Annotated in this window: 23 protein-coding genes and 4 tRNA genes; 20 read left to right on the forward strand and 7 right to left on the reverse strand. The window is 52.0% G+C overall.

The genetic code is table 11. The features are described from left to right. Window positions 1–2 precede the first annotated feature (2 nt). From cysM to Q394_RS0104425, 8 genes are all read left to right on the forward strand, one after another. On the forward strand, window positions 3–896 hold the full coding sequence (gene cysM, locus Q394_RS0104390; protein WP_028488205.1) for a cysteine synthase CysM: 894 nt from the start codon (window positions 3–5) through the stop codon (window positions 894–896). 14 nt (window positions 897–910) lie between these two features. Then, entirely contained in the window at window positions 911–1,690 is a 780-nt protein-coding gene (locus Q394_RS0104395) for a 3'-5' exonuclease (protein ID WP_028488206.1), read from the forward strand. Continuing rightward, a complete protein-coding gene (rlmD, locus tag Q394_RS0104400) occupies window positions 1,687–3,036 on the forward strand; it encodes a 23S rRNA (uracil(1939)-C(5))-methyltransferase RlmD (protein ID WP_028488207.1) in 1,350 nt (449 codons plus the stop codon). The genes Q394_RS0104395 and rlmD overlap by 4 nt, the downstream gene beginning before the upstream one ends. 10 nt (window positions 3,037–3,046) lie before the next feature. Beyond that, the gene (ligA, locus tag Q394_RS0104405; protein WP_028488208.1) at window positions 3,047–5,056 is read left to right on the forward strand and encodes an NAD-dependent DNA ligase LigA; all 2,010 of its coding nucleotides are present in this window, start codon (window positions 3,047–3,049) and stop codon (window positions 5,054–5,056) included. Between the two features lie 73 nt (window positions 5,057–5,129). Beyond that, a tRNA-Gly gene (locus Q394_RS0104410) sits at window positions 5,130–5,204 on the forward strand. 51 nt (window positions 5,205–5,255) lie between these two features. Beyond that, a tRNA-Gly gene (locus Q394_RS0104415) sits at window positions 5,256–5,330 on the forward strand. A gap of 36 nt (window positions 5,331–5,366) precedes the next feature. Next, window positions 5,367–5,440, forward strand: a tRNA-Cys gene (locus Q394_RS0104420). A 188-nt stretch (window positions 5,441–5,628) separates the two neighbouring features. Beyond that, window positions 5,629–5,925, forward strand: a complete 297-nt coding sequence (locus Q394_RS0104425) for a hypothetical protein (RefSeq protein WP_028488209.1) — start codon at window positions 5,629–5,631, stop codon at window positions 5,923–5,925. Between the two features lie 71 nt (window positions 5,926–5,996). On the opposite strand, the gene Q394_RS22580 is transcribed toward Q394_RS0104425, so the two are convergent. From Q394_RS22580 to Q394_RS0104440, 4 genes are all read right to left on the reverse strand, one after another. Further along, entirely contained in the window at window positions 5,997–6,224 is a 228-nt protein-coding gene (locus Q394_RS22580; protein ID WP_169735874.1) for a hypothetical protein, read from the reverse strand. A gap of 145 nt (window positions 6,225–6,369) precedes the next feature. Further along, window positions 6,370–6,444, reverse strand: a tRNA-Arg gene (locus tag Q394_RS0104430). A 19-nt stretch (window positions 6,445–6,463) separates the two neighbouring features. Further along, complete coding sequence (locus tag Q394_RS21310) at window positions 6,464–8,755, reverse strand: mechanosensitive ion channel domain-containing protein (RefSeq protein ID WP_169735875.1); 2,292 nt, start codon at window positions 8,753–8,755, stop codon at window positions 6,464–6,466. Window positions 8,756–8,815: 60 nt separating this feature from the next. Continuing rightward, window positions 8,816–9,901 carry a polysaccharide lyase gene (locus Q394_RS0104440; protein ID WP_084260350.1) on the reverse strand — a complete coding sequence of 362 codons (1,086 nt, stop codon included), beginning with the start codon at window positions 9,899–9,901 and terminating at the stop codon, window positions 8,816–8,818. 107 nt (window positions 9,902–10,008) lie between these two features. Between Q394_RS0104440 and Q394_RS0104445 the strand changes: the two genes are divergently transcribed. The 5 genes from Q394_RS0104445 to ispD all read left to right on the forward strand — a co-directional run bounded on the left by Q394_RS0104445 (window position 10,009) and on the right by ispD (window position 14,928). Next, window positions 10,009–11,664 carry a CTP synthase gene (locus tag Q394_RS0104445; RefSeq protein ID WP_028488212.1) on the forward strand — a complete coding sequence of 552 codons (1,656 nt, stop codon included), beginning with the start codon at window positions 10,009–10,011 and terminating at the stop codon, window positions 11,662–11,664. Beyond that, window positions 11,661–12,494 carry a 3-deoxy-8-phosphooctulonate synthase gene (gene kdsA / locus Q394_RS0104450; protein WP_028488213.1) on the forward strand — a complete coding sequence of 278 codons (834 nt, stop codon included), beginning with the start codon at window positions 11,661–11,663 and terminating at the stop codon, window positions 12,492–12,494. The genes Q394_RS0104445 and kdsA overlap by 4 nt, the downstream gene beginning before the upstream one ends. Window positions 12,495–12,512: 18 nt before the next feature. Then, complete coding sequence (gene eno / locus Q394_RS0104455; protein WP_028488214.1) at window positions 12,513–13,793, forward strand: phosphopyruvate hydratase; 1,281 nt, start codon at window positions 12,513–12,515, stop codon at window positions 13,791–13,793. Between the two features lie 78 nt (window positions 13,794–13,871). Beyond that, window positions 13,872–14,204, forward strand: coding sequence for an FtsB family cell division protein (locus Q394_RS19120; protein WP_169735876.1), 333 nt, complete (start codon window positions 13,872–13,874; stop codon window positions 14,202–14,204). After that, entirely contained in the window at window positions 14,194–14,928 is a 735-nt protein-coding gene (ispD, locus tag Q394_RS0104465) for a 2-C-methyl-D-erythritol 4-phosphate cytidylyltransferase (RefSeq protein ID WP_028488215.1), read from the forward strand. The genes Q394_RS19120 and ispD overlap by 11 nt, the downstream gene beginning before the upstream one ends. 118 nt (window positions 14,929–15,046) lie before the next feature. On the opposite strand, the gene glcF is transcribed toward ispD, so the two are convergent. The 3 genes from glcF to Q394_RS0104480 are packed head-to-tail and all read right to left on the reverse strand — an operon-like array spanning window position 15,047 to window position 18,840. After that, window positions 15,047–16,285 carry a glycolate oxidase subunit GlcF gene (glcF, locus tag Q394_RS0104470; protein WP_028488216.1) on the reverse strand — a complete coding sequence of 413 codons (1,239 nt, stop codon included), beginning with the start codon at window positions 16,283–16,285 and terminating at the stop codon, window positions 15,047–15,049. Then, complete coding sequence (glcE, locus tag Q394_RS0104475) at window positions 16,285–17,358, reverse strand: glycolate oxidase subunit GlcE (protein WP_028488217.1); 1,074 nt, start codon at window positions 17,356–17,358, stop codon at window positions 16,285–16,287. The genes glcF and glcE overlap by 1 nt, the downstream gene beginning before the upstream one ends. A 12-nt stretch (window positions 17,359–17,370) precedes the next feature. Continuing rightward, window positions 17,371–18,840 (reverse strand): FAD-linked oxidase C-terminal domain-containing protein, encoded by a 1,470-nt coding sequence (locus Q394_RS0104480; RefSeq protein WP_028488218.1) that lies wholly within the window; start codon window positions 18,838–18,840, stop codon window positions 17,371–17,373. Window positions 18,841–18,928: 88 nt separating this feature from the next. Here Q394_RS0104480 and crcB point away from each other — a divergent pair, with 88 nt between their 5' ends. From crcB to Q394_RS0104515, 7 genes are all read left to right on the forward strand, one after another. Beyond that, entirely contained in the window at window positions 18,929–19,303 is a 375-nt protein-coding gene (crcB, locus tag Q394_RS0104485) for a fluoride efflux transporter CrcB (RefSeq protein WP_028488219.1), read from the forward strand. A 102-nt stretch (window positions 19,304–19,405) separates the two neighbouring features. Further along, the gene (locus Q394_RS0104490; protein ID WP_028488220.1) at window positions 19,406–19,669 is read left to right on the forward strand and encodes a ribbon-helix-helix domain-containing protein; all 264 of its coding nucleotides are present in this window, start codon (window positions 19,406–19,408) and stop codon (window positions 19,667–19,669) included. Then, window positions 19,669–20,082, forward strand: a complete 414-nt coding sequence (locus Q394_RS0104495) for a putative toxin-antitoxin system toxin component, PIN family (protein WP_028488221.1) — start codon at window positions 19,669–19,671, stop codon at window positions 20,080–20,082. Before Q394_RS0104490 ends, Q394_RS0104495 begins: the two co-directional genes overlap by 1 nt. 158 nt (window positions 20,083–20,240) lie before the next feature. Then, a complete protein-coding gene (serS, locus tag Q394_RS0104500; RefSeq protein WP_028488222.1) occupies window positions 20,241–21,515 on the forward strand; it encodes a serine--tRNA ligase in 1,275 nt (424 codons plus the stop codon). Between the two features lie 116 nt (window positions 21,516–21,631). Next, entirely contained in the window at window positions 21,632–23,032 is a 1,401-nt protein-coding gene (ccoG, locus tag Q394_RS0104505) for a cytochrome c oxidase accessory protein CcoG (RefSeq protein WP_028488223.1), read from the forward strand. 6 nt (window positions 23,033–23,038) lie between these two features. Beyond that, window positions 23,039–23,860, forward strand: a complete 822-nt coding sequence (locus Q394_RS0104510; RefSeq protein WP_028488224.1) for a FixH family protein — start codon at window positions 23,039–23,041, stop codon at window positions 23,858–23,860. Between the two features lie 6 nt (window positions 23,861–23,866). Continuing rightward, entirely contained in the window at window positions 23,867–26,296 is a 2,430-nt protein-coding gene (locus tag Q394_RS0104515) for a heavy metal translocating P-type ATPase (RefSeq protein ID WP_038140486.1), read from the forward strand. Window positions 26,297–26,314: the final 18 nt, after the last annotated feature.

The following is a 26,314-nucleotide window of genomic DNA, read 5'->3' on the forward strand; positions in this document are numbered from 1 at the left end:
ACATGCCTTACCCCACTATCGAAGACTTTATCGGCAAAACGCCGCTGGTGCGTTTGCAACGTTTGCCGGGTGATACGAGCAATACTATTTTGGTCAAACTGGAAGGCAATAATCCCGCCGGTTCAGTGAAAGACCGCCCGGCACTTTCCATGATCCAGCGAGCCGAAGCGCGTGGTGACATCAAGCCCGGCGACACCCTGATCGAAGCCACCAGCGGCAATACTGGCATTGCCTTGGCGATGGCTGCCGCGATCAAAGGCTACAAAATGGTGCTGATCATGCCGGAAACCATGAGCGCCGAACGTCGCGCTTCCATGAAAGCCTACGGTGCGGAACTGGTGCTGGTGAGCAAGGAGGCGAGCATGGAAGGGGCGCGTGACCTCGCCATGCAAATGGAACGCGAGGGCAAGGGCAAGCTGCTGAACCAGTTTGCTAACGAAGACAATCCGCTGGCGCATTTTCACTCCACTGGCCCGGAAATCTGGCGTGATACCCACGGTATGGTGACGCATTTCGTCAGCAGCATGGGTACAACAGGGACGATCATGGGGACGGGGCGTTTCCTGAAATCGAAAAACCCGGATGTTCAGATTGTCGGAGTGCAGCCAGCCACGCAAGCCGACCAGATTCCCGGTATTCGCCGCTGGACACCGGAATACCTGCCGGAAATTTTCCACCGCAATGAAGTTGACCGCGAAATCGACATGAGTCAGCCGGAAGCGGAAGACATCATGCGTCGCCTTGCGTCTGAGGAAGGCATTTTCTGCGGGGTATCCTCCGGCGGGGCGGTCGCGGCAGCGCTACGTCTGTCCAAAGAAGTTGAGAACGCGACTATTGTTGCTATCATTTGTGACCGTGGCGACCGTTATATTTCCACCGGGATTTTTCCCGCTTAACGTAAAGTATCTGTATGAATACCTTAGTTTTCGACATCGAAACCATCCCCGACATTGAAGGCGGGCGCAAACTCTATGACCTTGGCGATTTGGATGCTGACGGCATTGCTAAAGCCATGTACCACCTGCGTTTCCAAAAAAATGGCACGGAATTCCTTGCGCATCACCTGCACAAAATCGTGGCGATTTCCGTCACGTTTCGTGGCAAGGGCGATGACTTCAAGGTCTGGACGCTGGGCGACGAATCTGCCGATGAAAAAGAAATCCTGCAACGTTTCTTCGACGGCATCGACCGCTACACGCCTACTATCGTGTCGTGGAACGGCAGTGGTTTCGACCTGCCGGTGATCCATTACCGTGCCATGAAACACAAAATCTGCGCCCCGCGTTACTGGGACATGGGCGAAGACGACAGCAGCTTCAAGTGGAACAATTACATCAGCCGCTACCATACGCGCCACACCGACCTGATGGATTTGCTGGCACTCTACAGCGGACGTGCCAACGCCCCACTGGATGAACTCGCGACCCTGTTTGGTTTCCCCGGCAAGATGGGTATGAGCGGCGCAAAAGTCTGGGATGCCTATCAGGAGGGCAAACTCGCCGACATCCGCAACTACTGCGAAACGGACGTGTTGAATACTTGGCTGGTGTACCTGCGCTTCCAACTGCTGCGCGGACACATCCTCATCGACAAATACAACAGCGAATGCGAACTGGTGCGCAAACACCTGCAAGCGTCTGGCAAGGAACATTTACAAGCGTTTGAAGCCGCATGGGAGGCGGGTGCATGAGCCGACACAGAAACAGAAAACCCAAGGGTATTCAAAACAGCCCGCTGATTGAAACTACCATTGAATCGCTAACCCTTGAAGGCCAAGGTGTTACTCACATTGACGGTAAAACCGTGTTCATCGACGGCGCATTGCCGGGTGAAACCGTCGCCTTCCGTTACACCTCGCACAAACCCAAGCACGACATCGGCAAAGTCGAAACCATCCTCAGCCCTTCGCCGGATCGGGTCGAACCGCGTTGCGAACACTTTGGCGTATGTGGTGCGTGTAGCTGGCAACACATCTCCCTCGAAGCGCAAATCCGCTACAAACAACGTGCCATGCTCGACAACCTCAAGCACATTGGCAAAGCCGAACCCGAAACCGTGTTTGCGCCACTCACCGCTGAGGGTTGGGCATACCGCCGCAAAGCGCGTCTCGGTGCAAAGTGGGTACGCAAAAAAGACAAGGCGCTGGTCGGCTTTCGCGAAAAAGAAGGTGGGTTCCTCGCCGAACTCAATCGCTGCGAAATCCTGCATCCTAGCCTTGGTGAACACTTGCTCGACTTTCAAGCGCTGATTGCCAGTCTGGATGCCCGCGAATCTCTCCCGCAAATCGAAGTGGCGGTGGGGGATGGCGACAATGCCACCGCGCTGATTTTCCGTCACATGGAAGAACTTTCTGAAGGCGATACTGAAAAGTTGTTAGCGTTTGGCAAGCAATTTAATTATCAGATTTATTTGCAGCCGAAAGGCCCAGAAACTGTCCATTGTATCTGGCCGGAAAACCCGGCGTTGTATTACGAACACCCGCAATTCAACACCAAAGTGGGCTTCATGCCGCTGGATTTCATTCAGGTCAACCAGCCGCTGAACCGCAAGATGGTAGCGCGTGCGTTGGAATTGCTTGCGCCTGAACCAACGGACACTGTGCTGGATTTATTCTGCGGCTTAGGCAACTTCACCCTGCCATTGGCGCGAGTAGCTGCGCAAGTGATCGGTGTGGAAGGCGAACAGACGATGGTGGAACGCGCGCGTGCGGCGGCTCACGCCAATGGCATCATGAATACCGATTACCACGTTTGTAACCTGATGGGCGACAACTTGCAGCATGAGCCGTGGTTGAAGAAAAATCGCTACGACAAGATTTTGCTTGACCCGCCACGCGCGGGTGCGAAAGAAATCATTGCCCATTTCGGCAAGCTCAACGCGGGGCGGATTGTGTATGTGTCGTGTGACCCGGCAACGCTGGCGCGGGATACTTACGAATTGGTGCATGAGCATGGCTATCGGTTGGTGGGGGCAGGGGTGATGGATATGTTCCCGCATACCTCGCATGTGGAGTCCATCGCGGTGTTTGAAAAATAAGAGAAATAATATGCAAGCCATTGAGATACAGCTTGAAACCCTACGGGAACAACTGCGTTATCACAACCATCGCTACTATGTGATGGATGACCCGGTTGTTCCTGATGTGGAATATGATCGTCTGTTCCGCGAATTACAGGCGCTCGAAGCTGAGCACCCGGAGCTGGTGCCCCCCGATTCCCCAACCCAGCGTGTTGGGGGCGCAGCGTTAAGTGAATTCGGCGAAGTCAAACACGCCATTCCGATGCTGTCGCTGGGCAACGTGTTCAGCGAGGCGGAATTACTGGCGTTCGATAAACGTATCCACGACCGCCTGAAATCGGCTGCGGAAATCGAATTCGTTGCCGAACCCAAGCTCGATGGCCTTGCGATCAGCATTCGCTACGAACACGGCGTGTTCACGCAGGCAGCCACTCGTGGTGATGGCGAAACGGGTGAAGATGTTACCCACAATGTGCGTACCATTGCCTCGGTTCCGCTGCGGCTGATGGGTGAAGGCTGGCCTGATGTGCTGGAAGTACGGGGCGAAATTTACATGCCCAAAGCCGGGTTTGAAGCCTTTAATACCAAAATGCGGGCGCTGGGTGAAAAAACCTTCGTTAACCCGCGCAACGCGGCAGCGGGTAGTTTGCGCCAGCTTGATCCGCGTTTAACAGCAAAACGTCCGCTGGATATTTTCTGCTACGCCGTCGGGTTGGTGGAAGGTGGAACAGTGCCCGATACCCATTACGCGATTCTGCAACAATTCCGTGCATGGGGTTTGCGGGTGTGTCCTGATATTCGCATTGTGCAGGGGGCGCAAGGTTGTCTGGAATACTTCAGTGAAATCGGCGCAAGGCGTAATAGCTTGCCGTATGACATTGACGGTGTGGTTTACAAAGTCAATGCCATCGCGCTTCAGCAGGAACTCGGTTTCATTAGCCGCGCCCCGCGTTGGGCGATGGCGCACAAGTTTCCCGCTCAGGAGGAAGCGACTGTGCTGGAAGGCATTGAGTTTCAAGTTGGGCGTACTGGCGCACTCACGCCGGTTGCTCGCCTCAAACCCGTGTTCGTTGGCGGTGTGACCGTCAGCAATGCCACCTTGCACAATATGGATGAAATCGAACGCAAGGATGTGCGTATCGGTGACTCGGTGATCGTGCGCAGGGCAGGGGACGTGATTCCCGAAGTGGCCAGTGTCATCCTCGAACGCCGCCCGGAAGGTGCTGTACCGATTGTGATGCCTGTCCATTGCCCGGTGTGCGGTTCGGAGGTGAAGCGCCCGGAAGGTGAAGCAGTTGCGCGTTGCACAGGCGGTTTGTATTGCCCCGCGCAAGTTAAAGAGGCGATCAAGCACTTCGCTTCACGCAAAGCCCTGAATATCGACGGCTTGGGTGACAAAATGGTGGAGCAACTGTTTGATGCGGGCTTGATCCGTCACGTGGATGACCTCTATAGCCTGGATGTTGCAGCCGTGGCAGGTTTGGAGCGCATGGGCAAGAAGTCTGCCGAAAACCTCATTGCCGCGCTGGAAAGCAGCAAATCCACCACGCTGGAACGCTTTATTTACGGGCTAGGCATTCGCAACGCAGGCGAGGGAACGGCTAAAGGGCTTTCGCGCCATTTCGGTTCCTTGGAGGCGATACAGGCTGCTAGCGAAGAAACCCTGAAGCTGGTTCCCGATATTGGTGTGATTGTTGCGGCGAATGTCGCCCAGTTCTTCAGCGAAGCTCACAACCGCGAAACCATCCAGCATTTGCGGGATTTGGGTGTCCATTGGCCTGATTACGAAGCCAAACCGCCAGAGGCTTTACCCTTGGCTGGCAAGACTTACGTCATTACTGGCACGCTTAGTCGTTCCCGCGATGACATCAAGGCCGATCTGGAGGCGCTGGGTGCGAAAGTCTCCAACAGTGTTTCGAAAAAGACCACGGCGCTGATTGCGGGGGAAAGTGCTGGTTCCAAGCTCGATAAAGCTCAAAGTTTGGGTGTGGATGTGCTGGATGAGGCCGCTTTGTCGGTCTTATTGAGCCGCTTATGACATAGTGCTTAAAAAAAACCATTTCATTAGTTGACAGTACAGGCTGCACTATTTATTATTCGCAGCCTGTTCAGCGGGAATAGCTCAGTGGTAGAGCACAACCTTGCCAAGGTTGGGGTCGCGAGTTCGAGCCTCGTTTCCCGCTCCAAATTCAAAAAAAGTACGCATACCATTCGTACTTTTTGTAACAAGTCAATATGCGGGAATAGCTCAGTGGTAGAGCACAACCTTGCCAAGGTTGGGGTCGCGAGTTCGAGCCTCGTTTCCCGCTCCAATTTTTCATCTGTACCGTGGTCTTACCCACAATAAAGGCCGAATAGCATAGTGGTAATGTACCGGATTGCAAATCCGAGTACCTCAGTTCGATTCTGAGTTCGGCCTCCAGTTCCTTATAAATCAATCACTTATTCTTGCATCGTAAAAATGGCTGCTTCCCTCGTTAAGGTGGTCATCGCCAGTTATCGCTAAAACTTGTACTCTTGTCGTAATCACTGCATTTAGTAGCTTATTCAATACTAGTCTTTCCGTAAAGTTAATAATCCTTTTCTGAAATCCGCTATTGAGTAACCGATATGACAACGACCATTCAACAACGCCCTATCTGCATTGAGACAAAAGACATCCAGCAATTGGCACAACAAGGTCGTACCCGCGCCCTGAGTGCCCGCCAAACCTGCGAAGCCAACAATCCAAAGCAAACCGGTAATATGGGCAGTATGCTGAACGATTGTTCCAGTGCAATCATCGCAGGCGGTAAAACTGCTACTCCGACCAAGCCGCCTGTCATTGCTGGTGGGAAGCCTGCGCAACCTCCTGTTATTGCGGGTGGTTTGCCTGTCCCAACCAAGCCGCCTGTTGCTACTTGCTGAGAATAATGGTGATGCCCATGAATCTTGAGACACTTTGCCCCAGTGCCAACCATAAAGAGAAGGGCGCACAATTATTTGCAGTGGTCGGTGGTACAGCGGAAAAACCGGCAACGGCCTATCTGGATCATGTCCAGCCCATTACCGATGAGGTGTTGCAGCTTGCTGGAGACCTCGACCCTACTGAAGTTTTCCGGTTTGCTGCACCCTGTGCGAAAACAGGCTGCCAGCATTTCGATGGGGAGCAATCTTCCTGCCAACTGGCAGCTAATGTGGTGAGTCTGGTTCCGGTTGTGGTACACAAGTTAGCACCGTGCCCTATCCGCAGTACGTGTCGGTGGTGGCAACAGGAAGGCATTGCAGGCTGCCAGCGTTGCCCGCAGGTGGTGACGTTGAATTATGCGCCCAGCGGTGCTATGCGCACAGCGGCTACTTCAACTGAAAAAGTGGCGGCCCCAATAGGAATCGAACCTATAGCTGCCCCTTAGGAGGGGGCCGTTTTATCCATTAAACTATGGAGCCACTGAAAGGAGTCCGTATTCTAGCCTAAATCAGTGGATTTGGCAGGTACTTCTGAGTTTTTAACTAAATGCACGGTACGTTGTGGGAATGGTATATCGATTCCCTGTTGACGGAAGGCTTTGTCTATCGCCAGATTAAGGTCGCTGGTGACACCAAGTTTTGACTCTATATCACGGATAAAACAACGTAACTCGAAATTCAGTGAATCAGCCCCAAATCCTCGGAAGAATACACTTATTTTCATGTCGGTTCGTTCTTTCAATACAGCGGGGTGTGCCGTAGCTGCTTCGCGTAAAATCATCATGACTTGTTCGGTGTCTGAGCCGTAAGCCACACCGATGGGGAGAATGAGCCTGCCGAAATTATCGTTCAGCATCATATTGGTCACTTGCCCAGAAATGATTTCCGAGTTCGGCACAATAATGTCAGAACGGTCAAAGGTCTGGATGGTGGTGGAACGGATGCTGATCTCACGCACATAGCCTTCCGCAGTACCGACTTTGATCCAGTCACCTCGGCGGATAGGGCGCTCAAATAGCAGAATTAGCCCGGAAACAAAGTTATTGACGATATTTTGTAGACCAAAACCGATACCGACGGACAATGCCCCCGCAATAATGGCAAGTTTTTCAAACTGTATGCCTGCTACGGATAAGCCGATCAAGATGGCCATCAATATGCCAATGTAACCACTAATGGTCGTACTGGCTTCCCGTGCGCCACGGCTGAGGCTGGTGCGACGCAACCAGCTTTCCGACACATGTTTTTTGAACACTTGTGTCACGCTGACCAACAAAGCTAAGACTAGAAGGCCGCCGATGATGCGTAAAGGCTCGAGCGTAAAGCCAGCAATGTCGATGCCGTTACGTAACTGATGGATCAGATTTGTCTGACTTTGTTCTGACATGCCCCACAAGCGTAGCAGTAGAATGATCAGTAGGCTGTTGATTACCATGGTATTGGTTAGGCGAAGCCAAATAAGCCCTGGAATAAACTGACCTGGTTTTAATCCCAACTGCTCACGTAAGCGCTGTTGCCATTCCACCCGCCCTTCATCCAGTCCGTCAAAAACTTCTGAAGGAATCTTAATCAGGAGTAGCGCGACTAGTAACAAAAATAATGTCCCGAATACACCTGTAAATAAGAAACTGGCAACATTCCGATACCCCAGCCAAAGGCTACCAACCGCCAGCACGATGCAAAGGGTCGTGAGTAGGTGTAAACGGGTACGCTTGATAAACAAAAAATGTAACGACATCAACCATATTAGGCGAGTGAGCGCGATACCGATGACAGTGCCACAAGTGATACGGATCAAGGCAACCAAATGGCTGGGTTCAGCGTTTTCAAGTGAGGTACTGTCAAACAGTTGTGAGTGGACGACTACCCCGGTCATGGTGGAGAACAGTAATAAGCGTGCCCACGTATACAGTTTATTTCCCGCCTTTTTGTCTGCGGGTACGATGCCCTCCACTTGTGCTGTGGTGCGTAATAGGGAGTGAAGAATGCCATAACTTAGACTGAAGACCAGTAAGAGTTGCATGAATTGTGGAATAATCGGGGTTCCGGCCGGGTAAAAATATAAGGATAGTCCCGATAATCCAGCAAATAGCACATAGGGCATCACACGAAGCAAGCTGCGCCACACGGCTGCTAAGGTTGGGCTAGTCTCATGAATAGCAGGTGTTTGTTGACGGTATTGACGTCTTTTGTGGATGCTCCAAAGTAGCCCAACTAACAACCCCGCTATTCCATAACTAAGCGCTACGATTAGGTTGTGCCAGTTGATGAGGGGTTGAAGTAGTTTATTAACTAGCCCCGCCAGTTCCTGCTTCCAGATGCCAGGCTCCAGTAGCAGAGTATATAGGTGCGTGAACAATGACTGGGAGGGGGCAAATAATTGCTGTTTCAGCAAATTCTGCTGAGACTTAAGAGATGAATCCAGCAAGGTGGTGGCGCGTAAGTTGATGAGGCGACACTGGGCAAGGGTTTTGTCAACTTGTTGTTTCTTGGTTTCCAACTCAGTACGTTTCTGCTGGACATCCTTGTCGTCAGTGGTCGCAGATTCACCAAGGCTATCGGTTGCTTGTTGTATTTGTGTTTGTTCATGCTCGTACTGGGTAATGCAGGCTTGTGCTTTTTGCCCAAGTCCTGCTGCGGTAGCGTGCAGGCTGTTCAGTCGGGTGATGTCGTTGCCGTATTGTTCGAAATCTTTTTCGGCAGTATCCAGTTGTTTGCTAAACGTATCCAGATCTTCCGTCGTGAAGGGAATATCCGCTGCGTATATCGGTAGCGTAAGGCACATCATCATCAACAATGCGCACCATAAAGAGAGATTTTTGCCCTGCATAGTATCCTGTGTTCTCAATTATTACTGTGTTGAAAGTGTGAAATCATCCAGATACAAAACCGTATCCTGTTTAGGCGCCCATTGCGCACCTGTTCCGCCAAAAAATACGGCGAACAAAAAGCGTTCAATTTGGAGGTTATTGTTATTGCGGAAGCGTAGGTCATGCTTATCTAGGACTTGTTTGCCATTTAGCCATGTGGTGATGACCCCATCGCGCTGACCGGGTGTATTGAGACGCACGAAGGTTTTGATTTGATACCACTTGCCTGTTTCTAACGGTGGAGCATCCCACGGGACGAAATCGCCAAAGTTTTTTGCTTGATCAGGATGGTAAACGTATTGCCCCAGTTTGCCATCTTTTTCCCACATGGCACGTACACTCCAGCCATCGTTGCCGTTGGGTTTTACGCCACCGACGCGGGGTTCAAAGCTACCGATGCCAGGAAGCTTACCGCCAAGCACAAAGTCGAAGTTTTCGGGAAATTTGACCCAGTATGAGTAATAAAGGCTATCAAGTTGTGCGCCAATGTGTGGTTTCCAGTTGGCGCAATCTTTGTCGTTGCTACAGCCAGAGGCGCCTTTGGGCAATTTGATGCTTAAGGCTTGTCCGTGATTATTGCGAGCCTCTTTGCCGCCGACAATGCTGACGTTGTTTAGCCCCATGCTCCAGCCAGGGCAATTCCAGTCACGAAAATAATCTTTTTCGGTGTAGTGGCCGAGGGTGTTCTGGTCGAAATTGATGTGCAGCGGTTTGCCGAAAGTGAGTGGCGTGTTGCCATCGCAATAAGCATTGAGGTGGAAGGCTTTGTAGTAGAGATTTTCCCCTGGCTTGCTGGCTGCACGGCCGGGAGTTTGCATATCATCCAGATACGCCCAAACCGGGTGAGTGGCAGGTGGGCTTTGATTGCCGTTGTAAAGCACCAGTACTTTATCCCACTGTTGGTCGTGGGGGTTCCATTGCAACTTGGCCGCCAGCTCGAAGGGTTGTGCAGCGTTGGTCATGGGAATGGTGCGCACGTTTGTATTGTCTGCCTGCGTGATACCCGGCAGTAGCAGGGTGGTGAGCAGGAGGGTGCTACAAAGAAGGGTAGGTTTTGCTCTATTCATGAGCGCATCATAAACCAATAGTGAATTTCTTGCCTTAGCAAAACCCATCCATCTATGCTAGGATGCGCCCGCATAATTGTGACTCACACGGATGCGTATTTCTTCCTATGGCTCGATATATTTTCATCACTGGCGGCGTGGTTTCCTCTCTTGGGAAAGGCATTGCTGCCGCATCACTCGGTGCAATCCTTGAAGCACGTGGCCTCAAAGTCACCATGCTGAAACTTGACCCCTATATCAACGTTGACCCCGGCACGATGAGCCCTTTCCAGCACGGCGAAGTCTTCGTCACGGAAGACGGCGCGGAAACCGACCTCGACCTCGGGCACTACGAGCGTTTTGTTGGTTTCAAGGCCAGCAAGCTCAATAACTTCACCACCGGGCGGATTTACCAAACCGTTATCGGTAAGGAACGTCGGGGCGAATACCTCGGGGCGACCGTGCAGGTGATCCCACACATTACCGACGAAATCAAACGCTGCGTGCGTGCCGGTGCCGGTGATGCGGACATTGCGATGGTCGAAATCGGCGGGACGGTCGGCGACATCGAAGCCATGCCGTTCATGGAAGCTATCCGCCAAATGGGTGTGGAAGAAGGGCGTAACAAAGCCCTGTTCATCCACCTGACCCTGCTGCCTTATGTCGCAGCGGCGGGTGAGCTGAAAACCAAGCCCACCCAGCACTCGGTCAAGGAATTGCGTTCCATCGGTATCCAGCCTGATATTCTGCTATGCCGCAGCGAACGCCCGTTCCCCGAAAATGAGCGTAAAAAAGTTTCCCTGTTCACCAATGTGGAAGAACGCGCCGTCATTTCTGCGGTGGATTTGGATAACATCTACAAAATTCCGTTGTGGTTACACGCGCAAAAACTCGACCGCATCGTTGCTGAGAAATTCGGCCTGCATGACCTGCCGGAAGCCGACTTGTCTGACTGGAAAGATGTGGTCAGTTCGATGGAGTTCCCGGAAGCGGAAATTACTGTGGCAATGGTCGGTAAATACGTTGAATTGACCGAATCTTATAAGTCACTCAACGAAGCCCTGACTCACGCCGGTATCCAGACCCACACCAAGGTCAAAATTCACTACCTCGATTCCGAACGGCTCGAATCTGACGATGAGTCTGCGCTGGAAGTGTTGGGCAGGGCAGATGCGATCCTCGTGCCCGGCGGTTTTGGTAATCGCGGTGTCGAAGGCAAAATCCGTGCGGCGCAGTATGCGCGTGAACATAAAATTCCTTACCTCGGTATTTGTTTGGGAATGCAGGTTGCTGTTATCGAATTCTCACGCCATTGCGCCGGTTTGGCGGGGGCGCACAGTACCGAATTTGCCCCTGATACCCCGAACCCCGTGATTGGCTTGATTACCGAATGGCAAGCCGAAGATGGTACGATTGAAAAACGCTCAGAAGACTCCGATTTGGGCGGAACCATGCGCCTCGGCGGTCAGCCTTGCGTATTGCAAGCGGGTTCATTGGCACGCGAAACTTACGGCGCAGACCAGATCGTCGAACGCCATCGCCACCGTTACGAATTCAACAATCATTACCGTGAAGTGTTGACCCAGCATGGTTTGATACTGTCAGGCACGTCGATTGATGGTAATCTGGTCGAAATGGTGGAGCTGAAAGATCACCCATGGTTCTTGGCGTGCCAATTCCACCCTGAATTTACCTCGCGTCCGCGTCAGGGGCATCCGCTGTTTAGTGGGTTTGTCCAAGCGGCACGTCAGCATCACGAAACCAAAAACGGAAGCCGACTATGAAATTGTGCGGGTTTGAAGTAGGACTAGATCAGCCGTTTTTCCTGATTTCAGGGCCCTGTGCCATCGAAACCGAAAAGCTGGCGCTGGAAACGGCTGCTAAATTGAAAGAAATGACCACGAGACTCGGCATTCCTTTCATTTATAAATCCTCTTTCGACAAGGCTAACCGCTCGACACATACCAGCGCACGCGGTGTGGGGCTGGAAGCAGGGTTGCGCATTTTGGAGCGCGTGAAAACCGAGATCGGTGTTCCCGTGTTGACCGATGTTCACGAAGATACCCCGATGGATGAAGTCGCCAGCGTGGTGGATGTATTGCAAACACCTGCGTTTCTGTGCCGCCAGACCAATTTCATCCAAAGCGTGGCGCGTACCGGCAAGCCGGTCAATATCAAAAAAGGCCAGTTCCTCGCGCCGTGGGACATGGGCAACGTGGTCGAAAAAGCCCGCGCGACCGGCAACCAGCAGATCATGGTGTGTGAACGCGGTTATAGCTTTGGCTACAACAATCTGGTGTCGGATATGCGCAGCCTTGCCATTATGCGTGATACTCAATGCCCGGTAGTGTTTGATGCTACCCATTCAGTACAATTACCCGGCGGGCAGGGTAGTTGCTCCGGTGGGCAACGTGAACATGTGCCGGTATTGGCGCGTGCCGCCGTCGCGGTAGGCATTGCGGGCTTGTTCATGGAATCACACCCTGACCCGGCGAATGCACTGAGCGATGGGCCAAACTCTTGGCCAATGGATCGCATGGAAGAATTGCTGACAACGCTGGTCGAACTGGATCGCGTTATCAAAGCACAAAAATTGTTAGAAAATACTTTGTAAATTTATTGGGAAAACAACATGTCTGAAATTAAATCAGTACGGGCGCGTGAAATCATTGATTCCCGTGGCAACCCCACCGTAGAAGCGGATGTTATCCTCAGCAGTGGTGTGATGGGTCGCGCTGCTGTGCCTTCCGGTGCATCCACTGGCTCGCGTGAAGCGATTGAATTGCGCGATGGTGGTGCGCGTTACATGGGTAAGGGCGTACAAACGGCTGTTGCCAACGTCAACGGTGAAATTGCTAAAGCCGTTGCAGGTATGGATGTGGCCGATCAGGGTGGCCTTGACCGCGCCATGATTGCATTAGATGGCACTGAAAACAAAGGCCGTCTGGGTGCCAATGCGCTGCTGGCTGTTTCCATGGCGGCTGCACACGCAGCGGCTAACGAGCAGGGGCAGCCACTGTACCAATACCTCGGCAAAGCCGATTCTTACAAGTTGCCCGTGCCAATGATGAACATCATCAACGGTGGTGCACACGCTGACAACAGCGTGGACATGCAGGAATTCATGATTCTGCCCGTCGGTGCGACCAGCATGGCAGAAGCAGTACGTTACGGTGCGGAAGTATTCCACAATCTCAAGTCCGTGCTGAAAAAGCGTGGCATGAACACAGCGGTCGGCGACGAAGGTGGTTTCGCACCGGATCTGTCTTCCAACGAACAGGCCATCGAAGTCATTCTGGAAGCGATTGACAAGGCCGGTTTCAAAGCAGGCCAAGACATCTGGCTGGGTCTGGACGTTGCCAGTTCCGAGTTCTACAAAAACGGTAAGTACGATCTGGAATCCGAAGGTAAGCAATTCAGCGCTGAAGAATTCACCGCTTACCTCGAAAACTGGGTTAACCAGTACCCGATCCTGACCATTGAAGATGCAATGGCGGAAGGCGACTGGGCGGGTTGGGCGCATTTCACCAAGGTGCTCGGCAACCGCGTGCAAATCGTGGGTGATGACCTGTTCGTCACCAATACCAAAATCTTGCAAGAAGGCATCGACAAGGGCATTGCCAACTCGATCCTGATCAAGGTTAACCAGATTGGTACGCTGACCGAGACCTTGGAAGCGATTGGTATGGCACACAAGGCTGGTTATACTTCCGTGATTTCTCACCGTTCCGGTGAAACCGAAGACACCACGATTGCGGATATCGCGGTTGCGACCAATGCTTGCCAGATCAAGACAGGTTCACTGTCACGCTCTGACCGGATTGCCAAGTACAACCAGTTGCTGCGTATCGCTGAGCAATTGGGCAGCAACGGCATTTATGCTGGAAAATCAGCATTTAAACAGTTGGGCTAACCTTTCGGTTTAAATCTGCTATCCTCTTATGGCGGGCTTGTCCCGCCATATTTATTTCTGAAAGACCACCATATGAACATGACACGCATCGTATCTATAGTGCTAGGAGTACTGGCTTTCGGACTGTTTATGCGCTTATGGGTAGGCGCAGGCAGTTACCCTGATATGCGCAGTCTGGAGCAGAAAATTGATCAGCAAAATACCGCTAATGATGAACAGGCTGAAATAAAGCGCCGTTTGCAAATGGATGTGGCTGGTTTATCCAAAGATGACGAAGCCGTTGAAGAGCACGCTCGCAGTGAGCTTGGTATGGTGCGACAAGGAGAAACCTTCTATCAGGTGATTTTGCGTACTGATCAACAAGTAGCCGCTCCGGGTGCAGAAGTTAAGGCCAGTCCACATGTTGAATAAGTGCTGGGTAGTGATACCGGCGGCTGGCGTAGGGGCACGGATGCAAGCTGACCGCCCCAAGCAATACCTGCCATTGGTCGGCAAAACAGTGATTGAACATACTCTCGCCTGTTTTCTGGAGCACCCGGCTGTGGTGGGTATTGTAGTCGCCATTAGTGAGGGTGACCCGTATTGGGCGGAACTCACTGCAACTACGCTCAGTGAGTGGGAGAATGTTTATACCGCTCCCGGTGGGCGTGAACGTGCCGATTCGGTGCTGAATGCGCTGGATTATTTAGCCAATACTTTGCAGGTGAATGCTGACACGAGCGTGCTGGTGCATGATGCTGCCCGTCCGTGCTTGAGCCGCCCGGATGTCGACAAACTGTTGGCAGAAGGTATGGAGGAAACAGCCGGTGCGATTCTGGCCGTGCCAGTACGTGATACCATGAAACGCGCCCAGTTAGATACCCAGCGTATTGCCCACACCGAAGAGCGTAACGGCTTGTGGCACGCGCTCACCCCACAAATGGCAAGGCTTGGGGTATTACAGGATGCTTTGACACATGCTTTGCAGATGGGTTTGTCCGTGACGGATGAGGCTTCTGCGTTGGAACAGTTTGGTCTGCACCCCATATTGGTCGAGGGTGATGCACGCAACATCAAAATTACCCGCCCGGCTGATTTAGCATTGGCAACTTTTTTCCTTATGGAAGCGGCTAACACAAGCCATTTTACGCAATAAAAAGCCCCGCATTGCACGGGGCTTCCCCTTTCCAGTGATGCTCGATTGCTGAACATCACCCTACCAACTCTCTGCGGTAACTACCTATCCGATGATTTTTGAGAGTATAGAATAGATTCTAGATGTTCGTTTGATCTAATAAATGAATCCAATGCATAACTGGCAGGTCAGAGCCTTCTTGTAGGTGTGTTTGGCAACCGATATTGGCGGTCACAATCGCTTCCGGCTGATGTTGGGTCAGGTTTGCCAGTTTGTTGCTACGTAGTTGCTGGGATAATTCGGGTTGTAGGATGGAATAAGTACCCGCCGAGCCACAGCATAAATGCTCATCAGCGACTGGCAGTAATACGAAACCACAATCCAGTAAAATATTTTCTACTACACCCCGGATTTTTTGGCCATGCTGGAGCGTGCAAGGTGGATGCCATGCAATACGAGTTGCCTTATTTGGCGCAAGCTGCTGGTAATTTTCTTTGGCGATTACTTCGGCAATATCTTTACATAAGTGCGAAATGCGTTCTGCTTTGATGGCGTATTCAGGGTCATGGCGTAAGTGGTGAGCATATTCCTTGATCATAACCCCGCAGCCGCTGGCGGTGGTGAGAATAGCTTCTACCGCACCCTCTTTGCGTGAAAGGTACGGCCACCATGCATCGATGTTACGGCGCATATAGTCGAGCGCATCTTCTGGAGCACCCAAGTGTTGGCTAACTGCGCCGCAGCAGCCTGCTTTGGGGGCTGTGACCAAGCTGATTCCTAGCTTGTCGAATACCCGTGCGGCTGCCGCATTAATATCGGGGGAGAGGGCGGGTTGCACACAACCATCCAGCACCAATATCCAGCGGTCATGACGTGCTTTTGGCCAGTGTCCAGCGGGGCGCGGCGCGGTGATTTTTTTTGCCAGCTTTTCTGGTAATAAGGGTTTAAACGTGCGCCCCAAGCTTAGGCCGATACTAAAGAGGTCACTTTTAGGCAGGTAAGTGCGCAAGCGTTTTCGTAGGGTTTTGTCCGCCCGGTCGCGCCCGACATGTTTCTCAGCAATGTGGCGCCCGATGTCTAGCAGTTTGCCGTATTCTACCCCGGATGGGCAGGTGGTTTCACAGCTGCGGCAGAGTAGGCAACGGTCAAGGTGCTGCAAGGTTTTACGCCCGCTATCCGGGGTATTTTCCAGCTGGCCTTCCATCAGTTGTTTAATGAGGTAGATACGTCCGCGTGGGCCGTCGTTTTCATCACCCAATAGCTGGTAAGTGGGGCAAGTGGCATTGCAAAATCCGCAATGCACGCAGCGGCGAAGGATGTCTTCGGCGACTTTACCTTCATGGGTTTGGCGTAGTGCGGTGAGTATCTGGGTTTGCATTACCAATCCTTATACATGCGGCCGATGTTGAAAATGCTGTGTGGATCCATTGCCTGTTTGAGGCGTTGTTGGACGCTGAGCATATTAGGTTGCAAAGGGTGGAAAGGGTTTACACCCGGCAGGCTACCACGATAAACCGTGGCATGGCCTTCGCCTTTGTGCGCAATATTGCGTATCAGGTTAACTGGGATATTGGTGTATACCCAGCGCTGTGAACCACCCCATTCGATCAGAGAATTTCCTTCTAAGCGACTAATAACATTAGCAGAAGAGGGAAATGATAGACGCCATAAGGGGCGATCGTATTGCTGGAAGAATTCATGGGTTTGATTGCGCAAGGCTTCCCAGAACTGGTCTGGGTTGTTGAGTGGTTCACCCCCAATCTTGCGGTGTGAGGCAACCACATGGCTAGCTACACCACTAAGTCGTAGGTATAAGCACCCATCAAAATAGCAAGTCGCACTCAAGGGGAGGGTAGAGTTGCGCATGGTCGTCACTAGCTCAAAGGCTTCCTGACTGGGTAGGTCGAGTGTCAGGGTTAGCTCAGTGGCTGGACGCGGCATAACTTTTAGAGAAACCTCTAAAATTAGACCAAGTGTACCCATTGAGCCAGTGATCAGTCGTGAAATGTCGTAACCCGCCACATTCTTCATGACTTGTCCGCCAAAGCTGGCGACTTTGCCATAGCCTGTTATCAGCTTGACACCCAACACATGGTCACGTACAGAGCCTGACCAAGGTCGTGCTGGGCCAGCTAAGCCAGAAGCAACAACCCCACCAATGGTCGAGTCAGGGCTGAAGCAGGGCGGCTCAAAGGCCAACATCTGGCCATTGGCTGCGAGTAGTGCTTCGATGTCCTGTAGGCGAGTGCCAGCACGAGCAGTAATGCACAATTCTGACGGTTCGTAGGCAATAATGCCAGTATGCGGCGCGACCTGTACAGGTATGCCGGTTGTCGTATTGCCATAGAAAGCTTTGCTGCCTCCACCCATGATATTCAGTGGTTGTTGGTCAGCAATCGCCGCTACGACTTTTTCTTGCAATGTCGAGGTTATATCGTTATCTGCGATCATATCAGGCCCGAATCAAAATCTTGGCAGTTCAGGGTGGGAAAGCTGCCCGTGATGGACGTGCATTGCACCTAGTTCTGCGCAACGGTGCAACGTGGGAACAGCTTTTCCGGGGTTTAGTAGTTCGTCAGGGTCGAAGGCACGTTTGACTGCGTGAAAAACTTCCAGCTCTGCCTCGCCAAATTGCACACACATAGAGTCTAGTTTTTCATGCCCGACGCCGTGTTCACCCGTTATAGAGCCACCGACTTTAACACATAATGCCAGAATATCCGCACCGAAACGCTCGGCTTTTTCGAGTTCACCGGGGCGGTTGGCATCGTAGAGGATCAGAGGGTGCAGGTTACCGTCACCAGCATGGAAGACGTTGGCTACACCCAGTGCATAGGTTTGGGAGAAATCATTAATCTTTTGAAGGACATGGGCTAGATGCTTGCGTGGAATGGTGCCATCCATGCAGTAATAGTCGGGGGAAATGCGTCCCACCGCAGGGAAAGCAGCTTTGCGCCCTGCCCATAAACGGGCACGCTCGGCGGCAGTTTTGGCAATGTGGATAGTGCCTGCACGGTATTCTTTTAGGATGGCACTGACTCTGGCGACTTGTTCGCTTACTTCGTCTTCAGTGCCGTCTAGCTCACACAATAAAATAGCATTGGCGTCTATCGGGTAGCCTGCGTGGATGAAATCTTCAGCCGCACGTAGCGCGGGGTTATCCATCATTTCTAGCCCGGCGGGGATAATGCCTTTACTGATAATGGCGGCGACGGCATCGCCTGCGTCGTTAACCATGGCGAAATCTGCCATCAACACTTGCACGGTTTCGGGTTTGACGGTCAGTTTGACCAGCACTTCGACGACAATACCCAACATACCTTCCGAGCCGGTCATCAGTGCTAACAAGTCGTAACCGGGGGTATCCAGCCGGTCGTTACCAATGATTAGCAATTCACCGTCAATGGTGACAACCTTGATTTCAAGGATATTGTGAACGGTCAGGCCGTATTTGAGGCAATGCACCCCGCCGGAGTTTTCCGCAACATTGCCGCCAATCGAGCAGGCAATTTGTGAGGAAGGGTCGGGGGCGTAAAACAGGCCGAGGTGGTCGACCGCTTGGCTGATGGCAAGGTTGCGTACACCGGGTTGGACGCGGGCGTGCAGGTTCACGGTGTCGATTTCCATGATCTGCTTGAAGCGGGCAAGGCTCAAGACAATACCGCCTTCGTGTGGCAATGCACCCCCGGATAGGCCAGTGCCTGCGCCGCGTGCGACCACCGGTATTTTCAGGCGTGAACAGGTTTTGACAATCAATTGCACCTGTTCGGTGGTAGTGGGTAATACCACTGCTAGGGGCAAATGGCGGTACGCAGTCAGGCCGTCGCACTCATAGGGGTGCAAGTCTTCTTTTGCGGTCAGGATAGCATCCTGTGGCAAAATGTCAGCTAGCTGCTGGAATAACAGGTTGTGTGGGGCTGCACTGGTTTTCACGAACTATTATGACCTTGTACTAGGGAGTGGGTACTGTAGCGTACTTCCAACAAAAAATTAATTTTAGCTGAATTACGAAGGAATTGGCATGTATCAGATAGGTGGAATTTTATTAGGTGGTGCAATCGGTGCGTTGTTACGTTTCCTGGTGGCGAATGGTGTGTACCAGTGGTTAGGGCGTGGATTCCCTTACGGGACGCTGGTTGTGAACGTTTTTGGCTCATTTTTTATTGGCTTTTTAACGTTGTATTTTATGGAACGTGAGTTGCTGAATTCGGTGTTGGCACGGGGATTAATTGTGGGGGTTTTGGGTGCATTTACCACATTTTCCACGTTTTCTTTGGATACGTTTGATCTGATTCAGCAAGGCAGGTTGTTGGGGGCGGGGTTAAATGCGTTGCTGAATGTTGGGGTTTGCGTGCTGGCAGTGTGGGCAGGGGTGTCGGTGGCGCGGTTGGTTTAGGGAGTAAGGTATATACCGATATTCTCGCTTGAGTATGCCGTATCTCCAGTGCTAATCTTGACGGATAGATGTTTATCCGCTTATCCATATAGGAGGCTACTTATGGCTGATGCAATCCGTTGGACAATTTCCGTTTCCTCTGAAACCGACCTTTCTCTGCGCGGCTTTTTGGGTGCGCAAGGCATGAAGAAGGGCGATTTATCAAAATTTGTCGAAGATGCGGTGCGCTGGCGGATGCTTGATCGCACTGTGCAGGCAGTCAAAGAGCGTAATCAAGATATGTCTGCCGATCTGTTGGAGGCGATGATTGATGAAGCGGTACGCGAAGTCCGTGCCGAACGTCGTAAACAGACGGCTCAACACTAATGCGCTTGATATTAGATACCAATATCCTGCTATCTGCCTTAATGGTGCGTGGGACGCCGCCGGACTACCTCTACGAGGCGTGGCGGCAAGGGCGTTTCGAGCTGGCTTCTACCGAGCGGCAGCTAGAAGAGCTAAACAGGGTTTCGCGCCGCCCGTTTTTTCAGGATCGCCTTAAGCCCATTGAAATCGGACGTATGGTGAATGATATTCGTCGTCTTGCCATCATGTGCGATCCATTGCCTCGTGTGGAGTTGTCACCTGATCCTGATGATGATTATCTGTTGGCAACGGCGGAAGTAGCCTCTGCTCATTATTTGGTAACTGGTGATAAAAGCGACTTGTTGGTTTTGGAATCCTATATCAGCACACGCATTATCACCGCTAGAAACATGGTGCAACGCTTGGAAAAATAGTGAGGGGCGGGTGTTTGAAACGTAGTAGGTCACTTGATGCCTTGCGGAGCGCAGGACTATGCTGTCCCAAAAATAGCCAAGCGTCAAAACCGTAAGAAAAAATAGCGTGTCTGGGTTAAGATAGCGCCCATTCCGAATACCGTCATGGAACAAGAATTATGTTAGACCCAAAACGCTTACGATCAGAACTGGATGAAATCGCCACGCAATTGGCGCGGCGCGGCTTCAAACTGGATGTCGACACCATCAGCAGCGTGGAAGAGCGCCGCAAAGCGCTTCAGATTGAAACCCAAAACCTGCAAAACGAGCGTAACTCACGTTCCAAGGCGATCGGTCAAGCCAAAGCCAAGGGCGAAGACATCCAGCCTTTGCTGGCAGAAGTCGCCAATATGGGTGACACCCTCAAGGAAAAAGAGCAGGAACTTGCTCGCCTGCAAACCGAACTTGATGCTATTGTCATGGGCATCCCCAACCTGCTGGACGCTTCCGTGCCGGATGGTAGGGATGAAAACGCCAATGTGGAAATCCGCCGCTGGGGTGAACCCGCTGCGTTTGCTTTCGAGCCAAAAGACCACGTTGACCTCGGTCTGCCGAATGGCTGGATGGATTTTGACGCAGGCGCGAAACTGACCGGCTCACGTTTCGTGGTGATGCGCGGCGCAATGGCGCGGATGCACCGGGCGCTGATCCAGTTAATGCTGGATACTCACACGCTGGAACACGGTTATACCGAAGCCTACGTGCCTTACATGGTGAATGCCGACAGCTTGCGCGGCACCGGGCAATTACCCAAATTTGCCGAAGACTTGTTCAAGTTGGAAGGCGAGCAGGGCTATTACCTGATACCGACGGCGGAAGTGCCTGTCACCAATCTGGCGCGTGACACCATTACCGATGCGGCTGATTTGCCGGTGAAATACGCTTGCCACACCCCGTGTTTCCGTTCCGAAGCGGGTTCTTACGGCAAGGATACCCGTGGCCTGATCCGCCAGCACCAGTTTGAGAAGGTGGAAATGGTGCAACTGGTGCGCCCGGAAGACTCCATGCAAACGCTGGAAACCCTCACCGGGCACGCTGAAGCCATTTTGCAAAAGCTCGGCTTGCCTTATCGGGTGATCGTGTTGTGTGCGGGGGATACTGGATTTTCCTCAACAAAAACCTACGATATTGAAGTGTGGTTGCCAGGTCAGCAAAAATACCGTGAGATTTCATCCTGTTCCAGCTTCGGCGATTTTCAAGCGCGGCGCATGATGGCACGTTTCCGTAACCCGGAAACCGGCAAGCCGGAATTGCTGCATACCCTGAACGGTTCTGGGCTGGCGGTCGGGCGTACGTTGGTGGCAGTGCTGGAAAATTATCAGGAAGCGGATGGGCGTATCCGTATCCCGGAAGCCTTGCGCTCTTATATGGGTCATGCGGACTATCTTTATTAGAAATTAGTGAAATACGGTCTTAACTTGATTCTGCTCAAGGTAATGTGTGCTGGGTCGGGTATGATGCAGTCTTTTTACCCCGTCCGGCATAGCGCACGATTGGATATTGCAACATTATGAGTACTGAACAAGTCATCCAGCCCAAGTCTTCCCTCCAGCCACGTTCGGTGGAAGGCCGTTTCCGTAATATCAAAACAGCCATTCTGGTGATGGCCTATGCAGTATTTTTCCTGCTGCCGTGGGTTCGCTGGGAGCGGGCGGTCGGGCCAGATCAGGCTATCCTGTTTGATATTCCCGGTCGGCGTTATTACATGTTTGATTTGGTGATGCACGCGCAGGATATTTTCTGGCTCACGGCCTTATTGTTCCTTGCGGCGGTATTGCTGTTTTTTGTAACGACGCTGTTTGGGCGGGTGTTCTGCGGCTATTTCTGCTTCCAAACCCTGTGGACGGATGCCTTCCGCTGGATTGAGCGTTTCATTCAAGGGGATCGGGTAGCACGTTTGCGTCTGGAGAAGCAGCCGTGGAATGTCGAGAAAATTCGCAAGATCGGTCTGACGCACGGCTTGTGGCTGCTGTTGGCGATGTGGACGGGTTTGAGCTTTGCCTTGTACTGGGGCGATGCGTTCACGCTGACCGGGCAATTTTTCATGGGCAGCGCTCCGGCAGCGTTATACGGCACGGTCATTATCTTGATGACTACCACGTATCTGACCGCAGGTTGGGCGAAGGAATACGTGTGTTTGCACATGTGCCCTTACTCACGTTTTCAGAGTGTTATGTTCGATCAAGACACCATGATTGTGTCGTATGACATGAATCGTGGTGAAGGCTCAACCGGGCGGATTAAGCCGGTGAAAGAGATGCGTGATCAGCAAAATCGTCAGGAAAAAGGCCATGGCGATTGTGTCGACTGTGGCTTGTGTGTGCAGGTTTGCCCAACAGGAATCGATATCCGTAACGGCTTACAGATTGGCTGTATCCACTGTGCTCTGTGTATTGATGCTTGTGACAACATCATGGATAAGCAAGGCTGGAAGCGCGGCCTGATTCGTTACACTTCTGAGCATGGGCTGGAAGGGAAGAAGACCAAAGTACTTAAATTACGCACGGTTGGCTATGGTTTGGCAACCTTGTTGGCGACGATTTATCTGGTGTGGAGCATTGCTAGCAGCAAATTGCTGGAAGTGACGGCGGTACAAATTCGTAGTCCGCTGTACGTTACCCTGTCAGATGGGCGTATTCAGAACAGCTACGAAGTCAAAATCAACAACAAAACCATGGAAGCAGCACGTTATTCATTGACAATGGAAGGTTTGCCGGGTGCTGAAATGGATTTACAGATCAGTGACTTGAGCCTTAAACCGGATTCGACTATGCGGGTGCTGGCAAAAATCCGTTATACTAAGCAGCCCGGTGATGCTGGTGGAAACCGTGAATTCCAGTTCAGGCTGACGCCGTTGGAAGGCAAGGTGACTGAGCCGGTTATTATCCCTTCACACTTTATGACCCCGTAAGGTTGCATGGAAAATCAAAATATTGCATTCACTCTTGGGGTAGGTGTCCTTGTGTCACTTGCCCTGTTTATTCTGTTCTACAAGGTACTGAAACGTCCCGCTAAACTGTCATCTTTGCTCACTTTTTTAGTGGTGCAGGCTCTCTATATCCCGTTAGCAACGTTGTATTGGGCGGGTTTGGATGTATTTGCGATTCATTTCTCGTTTTTTACTATGGCAGCGGTTTTGCCGGGCGTTATTGTGGGAAATCGACGTGGTACTACAGATGAGCAAGGCCGTTTTCATTGGGGGCCAGGTATTATTATCGGTTTTTTCATGATTCTGGTCATCGTGGATTCGACGATTATTACCTTGGCAAATAGTGGCGCGAGTGCAAATTTCATTCGTAAGTTTTTGCCTGAGCCTCATCGCGAGGGCGTGCAAAATGTAGTCTCGGCATTCCCCGGTACGGTTGCGAATGACTACCAGAAAAAATATACGCAGTACAACAATTATATCGGACAACTGAAAACCCAGCGGGAGCGTGGCTGGCAAGTCGTCGATGGATGGATGGAAAAGCCCCAACCTGATAAGCCTACACAATTCCGTCTTCATGTCACGGATAAAGCTGGGCAGCCGGTGAGTAGTGGCAAAGTCCAGGTCTCATTTTTGAGACCTTCTAACAAAGCATTGGATGTTAACCTTGAATTACTAGAATCTGAGCCAGGTTTTTATGGCCAGATGGTTAGCTTGCCTGTCCACGGTGCATGGTCAATGGTCATTTCTATCCAGCGTGGTGATGAAGTGCATGAGATCAAAGGGGAAACGTGGGTCGGAGAGCAGCAGTGAGTCTACATGACTGAAAGTGCTTTTCAGGTGGCGGCGGGCGGGTGCTTTCATTGTGGGCAACCCGTTCCGGTAGGAGCGCTTTATCCTGTCAGTATTGATGGGTATACCCATGAGATGTGCTGTACCGGTTGCCAAGCAGTGGCAATGGCCATCGTCGATAATAATCTGACGGATTATTACCGCTTCCGCACCGAAATCGGCGACAAGCCGGATGACTTAGTGCCGGAAGCCTTGCGCCAGTTACAGGTATACGATGCCCCAGAGTTGCAAAAGTCGTTTGTACGTGACACCGGCGGCAATATCTGTGAGGCCTCGCTGATTCTTGAGGGCATTGTTTGTGCCGCTTGTGTCTGGCTGAATGAGCACCACGTCAAGCAACTCGACGGGGTGCTGGATTTTCGCATCAATTATTCCACCCATCGCGCTACCCTGAAATGGGACAATGAACGCCTGCTGCTCAGTACGGTGTTGCAGGCCATTTCAGAAATTGGTTATCACGCCCACCCGTTTGACCCCGGTCGCCTTGAATCCCTGCAAAAAAAGGAAAAATCCGCAGCCCTGCGGCGTATTGCTGTGGCGGGTTTGGGGATGATGCAGGTGATGATGATTGCGGTATCGATGTACGTCGGTGCGGTTTCTGACATGGAGACCGGAATGCGTGATTTCCTGCGCTGGATCAGTTTGATCATGACCACGCCGGTGGTGTTTTACTCGGCGCGGGTCTTTTTTAGCTCTGCCTGGCGGGATCTGCGGCGCGGGCGCTTCGGCATGGATGTACCGGTGTCGCTGGCGATTGGGATTGCCTTTAGTGCTAGTGTGTGGGCGACCCTGACGGGTAGTGGTGAAGTTTATTTTGATTCAGTAAGCATGTTCACCTTTTTCTTGCTGACTGGACGCTATCTGGAAATGGCTGCGCGTCACAAGGCTGGACAGGTAGCCGAAGAGTTGGTGCGGCTGATGCCCGCCACGGCGACGCGCTTGCGTGAGGGTGAACAGGAAGTGGTTCCCGTCAGCCAGCTTGAGCTGGGTGACCACCTGCTGGTTAAGCCGGGTGAAGTGGTTCCGGCGGATGGCACGGTGCTTGAAGGCATGAGCAGTACCAACGAATCCCTGCTGACGGGCGAAAGCTTGCCTTGTCACAAACAGCAGGGTGATTCCCTAGTAGGCGGTACGTTAAATATTGAAAGCCCGCTAACCATGCAGGTGGAAAAAGTCGGCGACAGCACTGTGTTGGCTGCCATCATCCGTTTGCTGGAGCGGGCGCAGGCCGAGAAACCCGAGCTGGCACGGTTAGCAGAAAAAGTGGCCTCACGCTTTGTGCCGATTATTTTAGTGATTGCAGTGAGCGTTTTTGCGTGGTGGTATCAGCATGAGCCTTCGCAAGCCTTCTGGATTGCGCTGTCCGTATTGGTGGTGACATGCCCGTGTGCATTTTCGTTAGCTACGCCCGCCGCGTTGACGGCAGCAACAGGCTTGTTGACTTCCAAAGGGGTGTTGACCACCCGAGGCCATGCGCTGGAAACACTGGCACGCATTAACCACATTATTTTTGATAAGACGGGAACCCTGTCGCACGGTCATCTGGAAGTCGTGGATATTCAGGTGTTGGGTGCAATGCCGAAAGATTTCTGCGAGCAGGTGGCGGCGGGGCTGGAAACGGCCTCGGAACATCCGGTTGCTCATGCCATTATGCGTTTGAGTGCTAGCCCGTTGCGTTGCAGTGACCTGAGTTCAGAATCAGGGCGCGGTGTGAAAGGTGTCTATCAGCAAAAATCTTACCGGATAGGGACATTAGCATTCGTGCGCGAACTGACCGGGAGTGATGTACCGCCCGGTATTTTACCTTCTGCGGGGTATTCACAGGTCTTTCTGGGGTCGGAGGATGGCTGGTTGGCTGTCATCAGCCTCGCAGATCAGTTGCGTGCTGAAGCGGCTGAAATGGTCACTATGTTGCAAGCCTTGGGTGTGGAAGTGACCTTGTTAAGTGGTGATTCACCGCATGTGGTGGCCACCGTGGCGAAGCAATTAGGCATTACTCATGCGCTTGGTGGCCAACTGCCTGATGATAAACTGGCGCATTTACGCGATTTACAGGCGCAGGGCAAGGTCGTCGCGATGGTGGGTGATGGCGTGAATGATGCGCCTGTGCTGGCGGGGGCGCAGGTATCCATTGCGATGGGGAGTGGTTCGCAATTGGCACAAGCCAGCGCTGACATGGTGCTGTTGTCAGAAAACTTGCAGCAACTGCCTTTTGCTATCCGTACTGCTCGGCGGATGCAAATCATTATCAAACAAAACTTTCTCTGGACTATAGTCTATAATTTGATCGCTATTCCTTTGGCGGCTACCGGACTAATTGCACCCTGGATGGCGGCTATCGGTATGTCAGCTAGTTCTTTGGTTGTTGTGCTGAATGCATTGCGTCTGAAAAATTAACTATTTGGGTCTATAATG

Origin of the sequence: Thiothrix lacustris DSM 21227, from assembly GCF_000621325.1 — a bacterium.
In the GTDB taxonomy this organism is placed as follows: Bacteria; Pseudomonadota; Gammaproteobacteria; order Thiotrichales; family Thiotrichaceae; genus Thiothrix; species Thiothrix lacustris.

Coding starts and splice junctions, on each gene's coding strand:
- Q394_RS0104425 (WP_028488209.1), top strand. CDS start 5,629: ATGACAACGACCATTCAACAACGCCCTATCTGCATTGAGACAAAAGAC.
- crcB (WP_028488219.1), top strand. CDS start 18,929: ATGTATCAGATAGGTGGAATTTTATTAGGTGGTGCAATCGGTGCGTTG.
- eno (WP_028488214.1), top strand. CDS start 12,513: ATGTCTGAAATTAAATCAGTACGGGCGCGTGAAATCATTGATTCCCGT.
- ccoG (WP_028488223.1), top strand. CDS start 21,632: ATGAGTACTGAACAAGTCATCCAGCCCAAGTCTTCCCTCCAGCCACGT.
- Q394_RS0104395 (WP_028488206.1), top strand. CDS start 911: ATGAATACCTTAGTTTTCGACATCGAAACCATCCCCGACATTGAAGGC.
- Q394_RS0104445 (WP_028488212.1), top strand. CDS start 10,009: ATGGCTCGATATATTTTCATCACTGGCGGCGTGGTTTCCTCTCTTGGG.
- ispD (WP_028488215.1), top strand. CDS start 14,194: ATGTTGAATAAGTGCTGGGTAGTGATACCGGCGGCTGGCGTAGGGGCA.
- rlmD (WP_028488207.1), top strand. CDS start 1,687: ATGAGCCGACACAGAAACAGAAAACCCAAGGGTATTCAAAACAGCCCG.
- ligA (WP_028488208.1), top strand. CDS start 3,047: ATGCAAGCCATTGAGATACAGCTTGAAACCCTACGGGAACAACTGCGT.
- Q394_RS19120 (WP_169735876.1), top strand. CDS start 13,872: ATGACACGCATCGTATCTATAGTGCTAGGAGTACTGGCTTTCGGACTG.
- glcE (WP_028488217.1), bottom strand. CDS start 17,358: ATGATCGCAGATAACGATATAACCTCGACATTGCAAGAAAAAGTCGTA.
- Q394_RS0104440 (WP_084260350.1), bottom strand. CDS start 9,901: ATGAATAGAGCAAAACCTACCCTTCTTTGTAGCACCCTCCTGCTCACC.
- Q394_RS0104510 (WP_028488224.1), top strand. CDS start 23,039: ATGGAAAATCAAAATATTGCATTCACTCTTGGGGTAGGTGTCCTTGTG.
- Q394_RS0104490 (WP_028488220.1), top strand. CDS start 19,406: ATGGCTGATGCAATCCGTTGGACAATTTCCGTTTCCTCTGAAACCGAC.
- Q394_RS0104515 (WP_038140486.1), top strand. CDS start 23,867: ATGACTGAAAGTGCTTTTCAGGTGGCGGCGGGCGGGTGCTTTCATTGT.
- glcF (WP_028488216.1), bottom strand. CDS start 16,285: ATGCAAACCCAGATACTCACCGCACTACGCCAAACCCATGAAGGTAAA.
- Q394_RS21310 (WP_169735875.1), bottom strand. CDS start 8,755: ATGATGATGTGCCTTACGCTACCGATATACGCAGCGGATATTCCCTTC.
- kdsA (WP_028488213.1), top strand. CDS start 11,661: ATGAAATTGTGCGGGTTTGAAGTAGGACTAGATCAGCCGTTTTTCCTG.
- serS (WP_028488222.1), top strand. CDS start 20,241: ATGTTAGACCCAAAACGCTTACGATCAGAACTGGATGAAATCGCCACG.
- Q394_RS0104495 (WP_028488221.1), top strand. CDS start 19,669: ATGCGCTTGATATTAGATACCAATATCCTGCTATCTGCCTTAATGGTG.
- cysM (WP_028488205.1), top strand. CDS start 3: ATGCCTTACCCCACTATCGAAGACTTTATCGGCAAAACGCCGCTGGTG.